Origin of the sequence: Tenggerimyces flavus (assembly GCF_016907715.1) — a bacterium.
In the GTDB taxonomy this organism is placed as follows: domain Bacteria; phylum Actinomycetota; class Actinomycetes; order Propionibacteriales; family Actinopolymorphaceae; genus Tenggerimyces; species Tenggerimyces flavus.
On record NZ_JAFBCM010000001.1, the window covers coordinates 6,429,546 to 6,441,934 of the forward strand.

Sequence of the window (12,389 nt, forward strand, 5' to 3'; positions counted from 1 at the left end):
GTGCTGACCACGGCAGCGTGCGAGCCCGGGGGGCGACCCCCGGACCCTCGCGTGTCGCTGGCGTACACTGCCCACGGCGCCGGTGCCGCATACCCGCAGGCCAGTGAGCGCGCCACACCACCTGTCGTAATGCCGAGGAGATTCACCATCGTGAAGAGCGCCGTCGAGACCCTGAGCCCGACGCGGGTCCGGCTGACCGTCGAGGTTCCGTTCGAGGAGCTGAAGCCGAACCTCGACGCCGCGTACAAGGAGATCGCGAAGCAGGTGACGATCCCCGGTTTCCGCAAGGGCAGGATCCCGCCGCCGATCATCGACCAGCGCGTCGGTCGCAGCTTCGTGCTCGACCAGGCGATCAACGACGCGCTCCCCGCGCTCTACTCGAGCGCGGTCCAGGAGACGCAGGTCGAGCCGGTCGGCCAGCCGGAGGTCAAGCTCGACGACGAGTTCGTCGACGGCGGCGAGTTCAAGTTCACCGCCGAGGTCGACGTACGTCCGGAGATCACGCTGCCCGAGTACCAGGGCATCGAGGCGAGCGTCGACGCGTTCGAGATCGCCGAGAGCGAGGTCGACGAGCAGGTCGAGTCGCTGCGTGAGCGGTTCGGCTCGCTGCAGACCGTCGAACGTCCCGCGCAGGACGGCGACCACGTCAGCCTCGATCTGTCCGCGAGCAAGGACGGCGAGCCCGTCGAGAACGCCCAGCTCACCGGCTACAGCTACAAGCTCGCCGGCAACTCCGAGCTGGTCGAGGGTCTCGACGACGTGCTCCGCGGCAAGCAGGCCGGCGACACGGCGACGTTCGTCAGCAAGCTCCCGGCCGGTGACCTCGCCGACCAGGAGGTCGACATCACCGTCACCGTGCAGTCGGTGAAGGAGCAGCAGCTGCCCGACCTGGACGACGAGTTCGCCCAGCTGGCCACGGAGTTCGACACGCTCGACGAGGTGCGCGCGGATCTCAGTGAGCGGCTCGAGCGGAGCAAGCGCATCGAGCAGGCCCGCGAGGCCCGCGACGCGGTGCTGCTCAAGCTGCTCGAGGCGGTCGACGTACCCCTCCCCGAGGCCGCGCTCGCTCAGGACATCGAGCAGCGGCACGACAACCTCCGCCACCAGCTCGGGCACGCCGGCCTGACCGAGGAGCAGTACCTCCAGGCCGAAGGCCAGACGGAGGAGGAGTTCGCCGCCGACCTCGAGAAGCGTGCGCGGGACGCGATGAAGGCGGAGTTCATCCTCGACGAGCTCGGCAAGAAGGAAGAGCTGTCGGTCAGCGAGGACGACCTCACCAGCCAGATCGTGATGCGGGCGCAGCAGGTGGGCGTGAGCCCGAACGAGTACGCCGACCTCGCGATGAAGCAGGGCATGGTCCCCAGCCTCGTCCGCGAGGTGGTGCGCAACAAGGCGCTCAACCTGGTGATCGACAGCGCGACCGTGACCGACAACAACGGCCAGCCGATCGAGCTCAAGTGGCTCCGCCCCGACGGCACGATCGTGCCGGAGGACGAGCGGAACGCCGACGCCGAGGCCGACGGGTCTTCGGAGTCCGACGAGAACTAGCACCACGAACGTCCGACGACCGCACCTGCCCACCTGGCCGGTGCGGTCGTCGCGTTTCTACGCCGGATCGTCGAGGTAGACCGTGCAGAAGAACGGCAACCCGAGTCTGCCGAGGCACCCGGTCGCCTCGGGGCTGAGCCAGAAACCTCCCTGCGTGGAGTCGGACGACACATAGCACCAGAGCTCCAGCTCGAAGTTCTCGCGCAGCTCCCTCAGCCGGTCTTCGCGACCATTGAACGCGCTGAGCAGGTCGAGCAAGGCGGCGTTCAGCGGCTCCGGTCCATCGGCGAGCTCACGTTCGAGTTCCCAGCCTGCTCCGTCGTGCCGCCGTCCGGTGAAGCCGTTGCCGACGAGGTCGCCGATCTCCCAGGATCGGGTGGGGACCAGTCCGATCCATTCGCCGAACCAGGCCGCCGTTCGCGTCGCGCTCTTCGCCACGAACGTCACGAGCCCCTCCGCGACGGCCATCAGGCGGCCGATTCCGTCGCGGGGGCGAGGGCGGCGCGGCAGTGGGCGAGGCGCGTGCGGCCCCAGTCGTCGTTCAGGCCGTCGCGTTCTCGTTGCTCGAAATACGCCAGCTCCGCCAGTGTGAACAGCAGATGCACCTGCTCCCACCCCGGCAGCTCGGCATCGGATCGGCCGGCGCGGTACGCGTCCCACATCACCTGCCGGAGGGACGCGAAGTCCGGCTCCCAACCGAAGATGCCGAAGCCCCATTCACCGAAGTCGAAGTCGTGCAGCGGGTGCCCGATCCCCGCGGTGTCCCAGTCGAGCACCGTCTCCACCCGGCCGTCGGCGTCGACGAGCAGCTGCCCTTCGGTCACGTCGCCATGCAGCAGAACAGGAGGCAACGCCGCCAGCCCGCCCAATGCCGTACGCCAGATCGACGCCCAGCTCGTCGGCGGATCGAGCAGCCGAAGGACGCGATCAGCGGCGTCATCCACCAGGTCGGGTTCGAGGAACTCGTTCAGCCACGGCTGCTTCCGGCCGAACCGACCCGGACCACGCAGCTCGACCGGCAGCAACGACAGGTCGAGGCGATGCCAGCTCGCGATTGCGCCGCCGAGGCTCTCCAGCAGCCGCGACATCGCCGACAGGTCCGCGTCGTCCTCGACGTACTGCCAGAGCACGCCGAGCCGCCGCTCGTACGCGACGAACGGGCCGGCCGACAACACGCCCTCGCCCCACTGCCCGACCACCCGCGGGACACAGCGAACGCCGAGAGCCGTCAGCGCCTCGGACACCCGCGCGCCGTGCAGCAACTGCTCGTCTCGGCCCCGGCGCGGAAACAGGAACACCCGGTCCGAGCTCAGCACGGCCAGCTTCGACCAACCGTCGAAATTGACCTCGAGCTCAGCCTCGCCGACGCCGGTGAGCTCCCGAAACAGGGACAAGTCCGGCGGTGTGAGGATCGCGTGCAGGGACACGAGCCGGATGCTGTCGCACGGCGCGACCTGCGTTCAACCGAATTGACCGGTATACCTATGCCGGTGACTGACTGCTACACGTGCGACCGCGAGGCCGAGTTCGACCAGCTGCCGCCGCGCGAACGGATCGGGCACGACTCGTTGTGGCGCGTCAGCCACGCGACCGGCAGCGAACTGCTGGGCTGGCTGGTCCTCGTTCCGCGCCGGCACGTCATGGAGGTCGCCGACCTCACCGACGAGGAGGCGGCCGCGCTCGGTCGATGGCAGGTGCGGCTGGCGCGGGTGTTCGCGCAGGAGCTCGGTACGCCCAAGACGTACATCATCGAACTCGGCGAGGCGCCGGGCTTCCATCTGCACTTCCACGTGGTGCCGCGGCCGGTCGACCTCGATCCGGAGCTCCGCGGTCCGAAGATCTTCGGCTACCTGGGTCGTCCCGAGCCAGCCGAATCGCCCGCTCGGGACGCCCTCGCCACGCGGCTCGGCGCCGCGCTCGATCGGCTGAATGAGTAACTCAGGCCTGCGGCGGGCTGATGTTGACCAGCCAGGAGACGCCGTGCTGGTCCACGCACTGACCGAACTCGTCGCCCCACATCTGCTTCTCCATCGGCACGACGACCTGGCCGGAGCCGGAGAGCTTGTCCCAGTAGCCGTGCAGCGCGTCGCTGTCGTCGCCGCTGAGGCTCACCGATGAGTTGTTGCCGGCCTGGAACTCCATACCTGGCGGCAGGTCCGCGCCCGTCAGCGCGAAGTCCAGGTCGGTCTCGAGCTGGCTGTGCATGATCTTCTCGGCGCCGTCGCCTTCGATGCCGCCGATTTCGCCGTACGTGTTGAGCGTCAGGGTGCCGCTGAAGACGTCCTTGTAGAACTCCATCGCTTGCTTGGCGTTGCCGTCGAAGTTCAGGTATGGGTTGAGTCGGGAGGCCATAGCCCCTCCTTGATCGGTGCCGACGTTGGCATCTCGCACCCTAGCGAGATCGGGTGTCGGCGCGTGCCGTTTGGGGAGGAGTTTCACCCGTACGGGACTGACCGTTAACGAGACCTCGCGGCGTACGAACGCAGGGCGCGGAGGAAGTCGACGTAGCGGAAGCCGGGCCAGTACACGTCGCAGAAGTACAGCTCGGATCGCGCGGCCTGCCAGAGCAGGAAACTCGACATGCGGCGTTCCCCGCTCGTACGGATCACCAGGTCTGGATCGGGCTGCCCGCTGGTGTACAGGTGCGCGGCGAGGTCGTCGGGCGTGATCGTCTGGGCGAGGTCCTCCAGCGACCGGCCGTGGCGGGCCGCGTCGTCCAGCAGCGAACGGAATGCGTCGGCGATCTCGGTCCGCCCGTCGTACCCGATCGCGATCGTCACCTCCGAGTCGGTGTCACGTTCGGCCGTCAGGTCGACGGCGTGTTTCAGGGCGTACGCAGTCGAGTCGGGCAGCGCGTCGAGCCTTCCCGCGACCCGTACCTGCCATCGGCCCCGGCGGTGGACGAGGCGCTCGGTGATGACGGCCTCGACCAGTTCCATCAGGAACCGGACCTCGTCGTCGCCGCGCTTGCGCAGATTGTCGAGCGAGGCAACGAAGATCGTCACGTGCCGGATGCCGAGGTCGGCCGACCATTCGAGGACGCGCTCGATGTGCTCAGCGCCGGCTTTGTGGCCGAGGCTGGGGTTGGCCAGGCCGACCTGCTTGGCCCAGCGGCGGTTTCCGTCGATGACGAGCGCGACGTGCTTGGGCATCGGGCCGCCGGCGAGCTGCCGCCGCAGCCGACGGGCGTAGATCGCGTACAGCGCGTTGCGAAGGATCACGGTGCCTCCTCGAAGGGGAACCAGCCGGTGCGTTCGTACCACTGTCTGCCTGCGCGCAGATGTGCGACGACGGCCCGGTGGAGCGTGGTCTCCTGCGGGAGCGTGTCGAGCACGTTCTCACCGCTGCCCTGGCGGCCGAACACGAAGCGCAGGATTGCGCCATTCCCGTTCTCGTCGCGGTGAGGTTGCGGCGTGAGTGTGAACCGGCGCTGGAACTCGAGGATGTTCGACTCCGCGGGCAGGTAGTCGGCCAGCTGCGGGTCGAGGAGCCAGGAGTCGCAGGTGAAGAACGTGACGGGTTCGTCCGGGTAGTGCCGCGGGAAGAACTCGCGAGCGGCGGCGATGGATTCCTCGACGGCGGCCTTGTCGAGTGGACCATCCGGCGGGATGTGCACCGACAGCGCGAAACCGCCCGGCCCGTTGCTGAACGAGAGCTCGGCGCGGTTGAAGTCGAGGCGGCCGAGCTTGTAGAACACGCCGCGGAGCCTGATGGGCGGTCCCCATTGATGGCTGAGGCCAAGGCCGTTGTGGCCGGTCAGGTCTTTGTGCATGCGGATCGCGAAGGCGAGCGAGAGGGTCGCCCATGACACCTCGTCGGGTACTCCGCGTTCGGCGTGATAGCGCCGCACGGCGGGGAGGAGTGCGAGGTAGGCCCAGAGATAGAGCTGCCGGGCCTTGGCGTCTGCCGCGTTGGTCGTCAGCGGCTGCCAGGCCTGGAAGCCGTCGGTCGTGACGGGCTTACCGATCGTGGGTAGGAACGATCGGTGGAGTCGGTCGAGGATCCACCAATACGCCTTGTCCGCTTGGGGATCCGGGCGTGCCGCCAGCAGATCGGCCTGGTCTTCCCGGGGGACCTCGAGGCGATCGAGGAGCCGTTCGGCCTCGTCGTCGGGCAGCTCGGGGCCATCGACGTCGGCAGCCGGCTCGAGCGCGGCCAACCAGCGAACGGTGTGCTCGGGGGCGTCAAGCTCGCCTTGCACCACGTCGAGGTCGAGCTCCGCCATGGCCGCCAGCGTACTGTGCCCGGCATGACCATCCTGCACTTCTGCTCGCGGGCGGACTGGGCCGCGGCGCAGTCGGCTGGCGAGTATCGCGGCGACACGTTGGACACCGAGGGTTTCATCCACTGCTCCACCGCGGAGCTCGTACACGTCCCGGCGAACCTCATCGCCCGCGGCCGTACCGACCTCGTCCTGCTGGAGCTCGACCCCGACCGCGTCGACGCCCCACTTCGCTGGGAACCAGGCGACCCCACCGACACCGCGTCGCCGAAGTTTCCGCACCTCTACGGGCCCCTCCCCGTCGCCGCGGTCGTCGCCGTGCACGAGTTCCAGCCCGACGAGAACGGGGCCTTCGCGCCTCTCGCCGCAGGGTCGGGAACGTAGCCGTGCCCGACCATCCGGTGGTGATCTTGGTCAACGGGGTCCCGGGCTCGGGCAAGTCGACGCTCGCCCGACCGTTGGCTCGGGCGCTCGGGCTCCCTCTGTTCGCCAAGGACGTGATCAAGGAGACCTGGGCGGACTTCCTCGCTCCAGATGGGCGCTCGCCGCGCGAGTGGAGCATGCTCCTCGGCGCGGCCGCGAGCGAGACCATGTGGCGGCTCCTGGCCGAGTCACCGATCGGCGGCATCGTCGACAGCCCGCATACGGAGGCGATGCGACCGCACGTCGAGGCCGGCCTCGCCCGCTCCGGAATCGGCCATCCGCTCGAGCTCTGGTGCGACGTCCCGCTGGAGCTGGCCGCCCAGCGGTGTGACGAGCGCCAACCGACACGCCACGCGATCCACGCCTCTTCTGCGGGAACGATCCCAACCACCGACTCACCTGGCCCACTCGCCATCGGACCGGTCCTCCGGGTCGACACCAGCACAACGGTCGACATCGAACGGGTTGCCGCTTGGTGTCGCGAACAACCGGTCGGCCAGCGACCGTTGTCGGCCGCGGTTGCGGCGCGGCCGGACTCGGACTCTCGGCATTAGGTCACCCGTGCGAGTGACATGCTGGCGAATATGACGGCACTCAAGGCGTTGTTCATCGGCGGCACCGGAATCATCAGCTCGGCCTGCGTCGAGCGCGCGCTCGACACCGGGATCGAGCTCACCGTGCTGAACCGCGGGACGACTTCGATCCGGCCACTTCACGACGGTGCCGAGAGTGTGGTCGCCGACATCCGCGAGCCCGAGTCCGTTCGCCGGGCACTCGGCGATCGGGAGTTCGACGTGATCGTCGACTTCGTCGCGTTCACCACCGACCACGTGCAGACCGACCTCGACCTGTTCCGTGACCGGACCGGTCAGTACGTGTTCATCAGCTCGGCGTCGGCCTACCAGACACCGCCCGCGCGGTTGCCGATCGTCGAGTCGACGCCGCTGTACAACCCGCACTGGCAGTACTCGCGCGACAAGATCGCCTGCGAGTCGCTGCTGGTCGACACCTATCGCGACTCGGGCTTCCCGATCACGATCGTTCGGCCGTCACATACCTATGACCGCACCTCCCTTCCTCTCATGGGTCGCTGGACGGACATCGACCGGATGCGCCGCGGCCTCCCGGTCGTGGTGCACGGCGACGGTTCGTCGTTGTGGGTGGTCACCCACCACGTCGACTTCGCCAAGGCGTTCGTGGGACTGCTCGGCCACCCGCAGGCGATCGGTGACAGCTTCCACATCACCTCCGACGAGGTGCTCACCTGGAACCAGATCTACGAGTTCCTCGCCGTTGCCGCCGGAGTCGAACCACGCCTCGTGCACGTCGCCTCCGACACCATCGCTGCCGCCGACAGCAAGCTCGGCGCCTCACTGCTCGGCGACAAGACGCACTCAGTGATCTTCGACAACAGCAAGGTCAAGGCGCTGGTCCCCGACTACGTCGCGACGATCCCATTCGCGCTCGGCGCCCGCCAGATCATCGACTGGTATGACGCTCATCCCGAGCGCAAGACCGTCGACGACGAGACGAACGCGTTCTTCGACAAGCTCATCGCGGCACACTCCTGACGGCCACCTCCTTCCTCTCAGCAACCACCTACCTTCCGTTAATGGCGGGCACGAACGAGCCCGGAACCCGTACGCTCCCCGACATGACGTACGGCCTGCAGGACCTGCTCGAGCGGATGGATCACAACCTCGCCGAGCATGCCTGCCATCTGCATCGCACTCATGCACCCATGACCGTTGAGGAGTCGGCCGACATCCTCATCTCAGACAGCGGTCTGGCCGACGACACCTTCAACATCGTCGCGCGCGCTCGCTTCACCGAACAGACCGCGGCCGCTCGGATCGACGACGTCATCGCCGCCACCCGTGCCACGAAACGCCCATTCTCGTGGTGGGTTGGCCCGACGTCGACTCCGAACGATCTCTCCCAGCTCCTCGTCAAGGCGGGCTTGCCTGCGTCCGATCCAGAGTCGGCCATGTGGATCGACCTGAACGAGACCGTAAACCCGACCGCCGACAACGTACCTCAGCTTCGGGTCGACATGGCAACCGAGCCGAAGCACCTTGTGGATTACGCCGCTGTGCTTGGACATGGCTGGGATCCGCCGTCGACGACGCTCCCCGAGTTCGTCACCAGGACTGCCGACGCGGCCCTCCTCGACAGCTGCCCGGCGCATTACCTCGTGGGTTATGTCGACGGCGAGCCGATGGCCACGGCCGAGGTGTTTCTCTCCGCGGGCGTAGCGGGAATCTACGCCGTCATGACGGCGGCAACCCATCGCCGACGCGGATTCGGAACCTCGATGATGGCCGCCGCGCTCGAGCTCGCCCGTGCGTACGACCATCCGATCGTCGTCCTGCAAGCGTCCGCTGAGGGCGAACAGCTGTACCGCACGCTGGGCTTTCACACTTCCGGCGCCTACCTGGAGCACCCGATTCGTTAGTGTGCTCGATGCGTTTGTCGATGGCTTGAGGCAGGATCCTCAGCACCAAGTCACCGACCCGAACGGAGCCACGACGATGACCTCGCCGACTCGCACTAGACGCGCCGCGCCTTCCACACTTCCTCGCACGGCCACTGCCGAGCCCACGCGGGATCGACGTAGTCGTACGGTGACGTGGCATTCTGCGGCGCCTGCACCTCGATCAGATCCTCGAGCACGAAGCCGCTCTCCCGCAGCAGCCGGATCATCGGTCCGGTGGGCAACTGGAAGTTGACACCACCGTCGCCGTTGTCGAGCGCGTTCATGCCGAACTGCTGATGCAGCAGCTCGGTGCCCGCAGGTCCTTCCGGAGGCTGACACAAAGCAAGGAGCGTGGAGTTCCGCATGAACACCAATTCCCCGCCTGGACGGAGCAGTCGCGCCGCTTCGGGAATCCATCGGTACGGATCGCACCAGGATGCGGCGCCGTGTTCGCTGATCGCGAGGTCGAACGAAGCCGCCGGCCGTGGCACCGCTTCGGCATTGCCATGGAGCAACGGAAAGCTCACACCGAACTCGGCCTGCATCGCGGACGCGGTGGCCAACTGGCGTTCGGAGTTGTCGATGCCGACCGGACGGCCGCCGCCTCGAGCGATCCATGCGGAGACGTAAGCCGTGCCGCAGCCGAGCTCGATCGCGTCGCGCCCAGCGAGGTCGTCCGGCAACACCGGCAGCTCGGTCTGCGGGATCGCGAACAAGCCCCAGTGTGGGTCCGCCGCCCACTGGTCGCGAGCGAGCGATCCGAACCAAGCGCTGTAGCTGGCGTCCCACAGCTCACGGTTGCGTCGCGCGTGTTCGGGCGGCTCGTCGTTCTGCGGCTCGTCCATGACTCCAACCAACCGGACGGTGGTGCCGACCGGCAACCTGTTTACCTACCGCGTCACAGCTGGAGGTTGTATTCGATGAACCCGCGATTGACCGCGACCTTGTCGTAGAGCCGGCGAGCGGTCTCGTTCGAGTCATGCGTGTGCCAATAGACCCGGACGCAGTCCCGCTCACGCGCCCAGTCGGCGACGGCCTGGATCAGCGCTCGGCCCACACCGTGGCCGCGCGCTTCGGGAGCGGTGAACAGGTCCTGCAGGTAACAGACATCCGGCGAGGTCGTGCTCACATGCACGAAGAAGTGGGTGATGCCAACGAGTTGTCCATCGAGTTGTCCATCGAGACGAGCACCGAGCGCGTGCATGCGATCGTCGGCCTGGAACTCGCGCCAAGCTCGGTCGATCATCTCCTGATCCGGAGATGGGCGTCCGTAGAAGGCGTTGTAGCCGCGGAAGAGGGCCTCCCATTCGGCCCGATCCTCGGGCTCGAGTCGACCGATCGAGATCATCGCGCATCCCTTCCGTAGCTGGTTTCACCAAGCCTAGTGGAGGCATTTATCAACGAGGGGAGGACGCTGTACCGTCGCCGACATGGGTGAGACGACCGTGCGACTGGCGGGTCCGGGCGACCTGGACGTGCTGGCCGAGCTGAACGCGGCGCTGTTCGCGGAGGACTCGGGAACGCGTGACCCGTTCCTCGACCAGACGTGGCCGGTTCGCGAGGCACGTGGGTACTTCGCCGCCGCGTTGGACGATGGCGCGAACGTGGTCGTCTACGTCGCCGATGCCGGGGACGCCGGGACGGTCGGCTATCTCATCGGTCGGCTGCACGCGCCGAACAGCATGCGACCGGTGCTGACCGGAGAGCTGGAGAGCATGTACGTCCGGCCGCCGAATCGGAGCAGCGGCACGGGATCGCTGCTGGTGCGGGCGTTCCTGCGCTGGGCGGACGAGTGTCGCGTCGGCCGAGTCGCGGTGACGGCGTACGCGGCGAACGAGGGTGCGATCCGGTTCTATGGCCGGTTCGGGTTGCGGCCGAAGAGCGTCACGCTGGATGCAGCGCGGTCATGAACGCGCTGACTGCCTTGGCGTAGCGCTTCGGCTCTTCGAGATGGATGAAGTGGCCGGACTGCTCGAAGACCTCGAGGTGCCCGCGCGGAGCTCGGCGGAACGCGTCGAGTACGGGCTCGTTCGCGATCGGGTCGTGCGCGCCGGCGAGGAGGAGCGCGGGCTGCGTGAGTTGGTCGAGGTCGGCCAGGTACGAGCGGTAGAGCATGGGGTCCTCGGTGAGCAGCTGCGCATGGCGTTGGCCTCGTGCTCGGGCGTCCGGATCGAGTTGCGGGAGCCGGTCCATCAGGGCGGTCGTGGTGTCGTGCAGGTAGATGGACTCGAGTCCGGCGAGGAGTTGGCGCTTCTCCTGCCACATCGCGGTGGTGCGTGACAACTCGCCGGCGAGGAGCTCGCGGATCCGTTCGGCGTCGGCCTGGCGGTCGCGGCCGTCGAGGAGCGGGAGCGCGCGGGCGAGCTGAGCGCGAGTGGAGTTGACGAAGTCCCACTCGGGATTCTCGAAGATCGCCGCGCTGACCCGGTTCGGATGCTGGAGCGCGTACCGGAGGGCGTAGCGGCCGCCGATGGAGTGGCCGAGGACGGTCCACTCATCGATGCCGAGCTCAAGCCGGAGCGCCTCGAAGTCGGCTACGAGGTCGTCGACCGTAAGCGAGACGTCGTCCGGAAGCGCGTCGGAGTAGAGAGCGCCACGCTGATCGACACCGATCACCCGCAGCTCACGTGCGAGCAGATCGCCGACGCACGCCATGAAGTCCGCACACCCCTGCCCCGGCCCGCCATGAACGAACAACACAGGTGGTCCGTCGACGGGACCCCGCTCATCCACGCGCAACGTGGTGTAGGGCACGCGAACAAACCGCCCACCCGCCGATGGCAGCGCTGCACCCGTCATGCCCCGAACCCTACGGCCGCCACATCGCCGAGGGATCGTGGAGGAGGGCGGCGCGCCGGCTCGATGGAGGTGACGAGAGCGAGCGGGTGGGTGAAGATGCGTCGCCGCGACCGGTGCGCGCAGCGGTGGTGCTGCCTCGCGCGCGGTGGTGCCGTCGCAGCGTAGGTGCTGCTGTGCGGGCGACGGCTCGGGTTGCGTGACCTCGCGGCAGGCGCGATCGGCGTAAGGCGGCGGCTGATGCGCTGCGAGGTGGGTCGCGGGCTGCGGGGTCGGGCCGCGTCGTGCGCGTGCGGTCACCGACCGCGCGGTAGCACACTCCTTGCCGACTGTTGCGGGCGGCACGCCAGCGCGACGCACCTCTTCCTAGGAAAGGGCGGGCGCTGCGGCGACGGAGGCTACTTTGCCGCCGGTCATGCGTTCCAGCTCGGCCAGCGTGCTCGAGAACATGGTGAAGTGGTCGCCCCCACCTGCCCAGACCACTGGGAACTTGGCGAGCGTATCGTCGAGCACCGTCTGCACCGGGTGGGGGTGGCCGATCGGGGCGCAGCCGCCGACTTCCTGGCCGGTCGCGGAGAGGACTTGCTCGGGCGTGGCTCGGCGCACCTTGCGTACTCCGATCAACGCTGCGACGAGCTTGGTGTCCACCCGGTGGGCGCCGCTGGCGACGACGAGCAGTGGCGATTCGTCGGCCATGAAGATCAGGCTGTTCGCGATCGCCCCGACCTCACAGCCCAGCGCCGAGGCGGCGGCTGCCGCGGTCGGGATGGGCGAGTCGAGCTTGACGAGCTGCCCCTTCGCGCCGTGCGACTCCAACGCCGCGAGGACTCTGTTCACTGCTTCCACTGCCACCGTCACGACCGTGACGATATCCGCGTCACCGTCCGCACCGCAGCTGGATATCCCGGGGGACGCATCGGGACT

Annotated in this window: 16 protein-coding genes; 7 read left to right on the forward strand and 9 right to left on the reverse strand. The window is 67.9% G+C overall.

What is annotated here, in order from left to right; all coding sequences use genetic code 11:
- Nucleotides 1–150 precede the first annotated feature (150 nt).
- Nucleotides 151–1,548: a trigger factor gene (gene tig, locus JOD67_RS30225; RefSeq protein ID WP_205121099.1), complete on the forward strand. Its 1,398-nt coding sequence runs from the start codon at nucleotides 151–153 to the stop codon at nucleotides 1,546–1,548.
- A 57-nt stretch (nucleotides 1,549–1,605) separates the two neighbouring features.
- Here the strand turns inward: tig and JOD67_RS30230 are convergent, their stop codons facing one another.
- Both JOD67_RS30230 and JOD67_RS30235 read right to left on the reverse strand, forming a co-directional pair.
- On the reverse strand, nucleotides 1,606–2,016 hold the full coding sequence (locus JOD67_RS30230) for a DUF4279 domain-containing protein (RefSeq protein ID WP_205121100.1): 411 nt from the start codon (nucleotides 2,014–2,016) through the stop codon (nucleotides 1,606–1,608).
- On the reverse strand, nucleotides 2,016–2,975 hold the full coding sequence (locus tag JOD67_RS30235) for an aminoglycoside phosphotransferase family protein (protein WP_205121101.1): 960 nt from the start codon (nucleotides 2,973–2,975) through the stop codon (nucleotides 2,016–2,018). The genes JOD67_RS30230 and JOD67_RS30235 overlap by 1 nt, the downstream gene beginning before the upstream one ends.
- Nucleotides 2,976–3,032: 57 nt before the next feature.
- On the opposite strand from JOD67_RS30235, the gene JOD67_RS30240 reads away from it, so the two are divergent.
- Nucleotides 3,033–3,485, forward strand: coding sequence for an HIT family protein (locus tag JOD67_RS30240; protein ID WP_205121102.1), 453 nt, complete (start codon nucleotides 3,033–3,035; stop codon nucleotides 3,483–3,485).
- A 1-nt stretch (nucleotide 3,486) separates the two neighbouring features.
- Here JOD67_RS30240 and JOD67_RS30245 read toward each other — a convergent pair whose 3' ends face one another.
- The 3 genes from JOD67_RS30245 to JOD67_RS30255 form a co-directional block, all read right to left on the reverse strand.
- Nucleotides 3,487–3,900, reverse strand: coding sequence for a VOC family protein (locus JOD67_RS30245; protein ID WP_205121103.1), 414 nt, complete (start codon nucleotides 3,898–3,900; stop codon nucleotides 3,487–3,489).
- A 104-nt stretch (nucleotides 3,901–4,004) separates the two neighbouring features.
- Nucleotides 4,005–4,769 carry a polyprenyl diphosphate synthase gene (uppS, locus tag JOD67_RS30250; RefSeq protein WP_307782606.1) on the reverse strand — a complete coding sequence of 255 codons (765 nt, stop codon included), beginning with the start codon at nucleotides 4,767–4,769 and terminating at the stop codon, nucleotides 4,005–4,007.
- Nucleotides 4,766–5,773, reverse strand: coding sequence for an acyltransferase domain-containing protein (locus JOD67_RS30255; RefSeq protein WP_205121104.1), 1,008 nt, complete (start codon nucleotides 5,771–5,773; stop codon nucleotides 4,766–4,768). Before JOD67_RS30255 ends, uppS begins: the two co-directional genes overlap by 4 nt.
- A gap of 24 nt (nucleotides 5,774–5,797) precedes the next feature.
- Between JOD67_RS30255 and JOD67_RS30260 the strand changes: the two genes are divergently transcribed.
- The 4 genes from JOD67_RS30260 to JOD67_RS30275 all read left to right on the forward strand — a co-directional run bounded on the left by JOD67_RS30260 (nucleotide 5,798) and on the right by JOD67_RS30275 (nucleotide 8,648).
- Complete coding sequence (locus JOD67_RS30260; RefSeq protein WP_205121105.1) at nucleotides 5,798–6,154, forward strand: DUF952 domain-containing protein; 357 nt, start codon at nucleotides 5,798–5,800, stop codon at nucleotides 6,152–6,154.
- A 20-nt stretch (nucleotides 6,155–6,174) separates the two neighbouring features.
- Nucleotides 6,175–6,747 (forward strand): P-loop nucleotide/nucleoside kinase family protein, encoded by a 573-nt coding sequence (locus JOD67_RS30265; RefSeq protein ID WP_205121106.1) that lies wholly within the window; start codon nucleotides 6,175–6,177, stop codon nucleotides 6,745–6,747.
- Between the two features lie 30 nt (nucleotides 6,748–6,777).
- A complete protein-coding gene (locus JOD67_RS30270) occupies nucleotides 6,778–7,764 on the forward strand; it encodes an SDR family oxidoreductase (RefSeq protein WP_205121107.1) in 987 nt (328 codons plus the stop codon).
- Nucleotides 7,765–7,847: 83 nt separating this feature from the next.
- On the forward strand, nucleotides 7,848–8,648 hold the full coding sequence (locus JOD67_RS30275) for a GNAT family N-acetyltransferase (RefSeq protein ID WP_205121108.1): 801 nt from the start codon (nucleotides 7,848–7,850) through the stop codon (nucleotides 8,646–8,648).
- A gap of 95 nt (nucleotides 8,649–8,743) precedes the next feature.
- On the opposite strand, the gene JOD67_RS30280 is transcribed toward JOD67_RS30275, so the two are convergent.
- Together JOD67_RS30280 and JOD67_RS30285 are read right to left on the reverse strand one after the other, a co-directional pair.
- Nucleotides 8,744–9,514 (reverse strand): class I SAM-dependent methyltransferase, encoded by a 771-nt coding sequence (locus tag JOD67_RS30280; RefSeq protein ID WP_205121109.1) that lies wholly within the window; start codon nucleotides 9,512–9,514, stop codon nucleotides 8,744–8,746.
- A 53-nt stretch (nucleotides 9,515–9,567) separates the two neighbouring features.
- On the reverse strand, nucleotides 9,568–10,017 hold the full coding sequence (locus JOD67_RS30285) for a GNAT family N-acetyltransferase (protein WP_205121110.1): 450 nt from the start codon (nucleotides 10,015–10,017) through the stop codon (nucleotides 9,568–9,570).
- An 82-nt stretch (nucleotides 10,018–10,099) separates the two neighbouring features.
- Here JOD67_RS30285 and JOD67_RS30290 point away from each other — a divergent pair, with 82 nt between their 5' ends.
- Nucleotides 10,100–10,579 carry a GNAT family N-acetyltransferase gene (locus JOD67_RS30290; RefSeq protein WP_205121111.1) on the forward strand — a complete coding sequence of 160 codons (480 nt, stop codon included), beginning with the start codon at nucleotides 10,100–10,102 and terminating at the stop codon, nucleotides 10,577–10,579.
- On the opposite strand, the gene JOD67_RS30295 is transcribed toward JOD67_RS30290, so the two are convergent.
- A complete protein-coding gene (locus tag JOD67_RS30295; protein ID WP_205121112.1) occupies nucleotides 10,554–11,468 on the reverse strand; it encodes an alpha/beta fold hydrolase in 915 nt (304 codons plus the stop codon). The genes JOD67_RS30290 and JOD67_RS30295 overlap by 26 nt on opposite strands.
- A 363-nt stretch (nucleotides 11,469–11,831) precedes the next feature.
- Complete coding sequence (locus JOD67_RS30300; RefSeq protein WP_307782607.1) at nucleotides 11,832–12,323, reverse strand: YbaK/EbsC family protein; 492 nt, start codon at nucleotides 12,321–12,323, stop codon at nucleotides 11,832–11,834.
- Nucleotides 12,324–12,389: the final 66 nt, after the last annotated feature.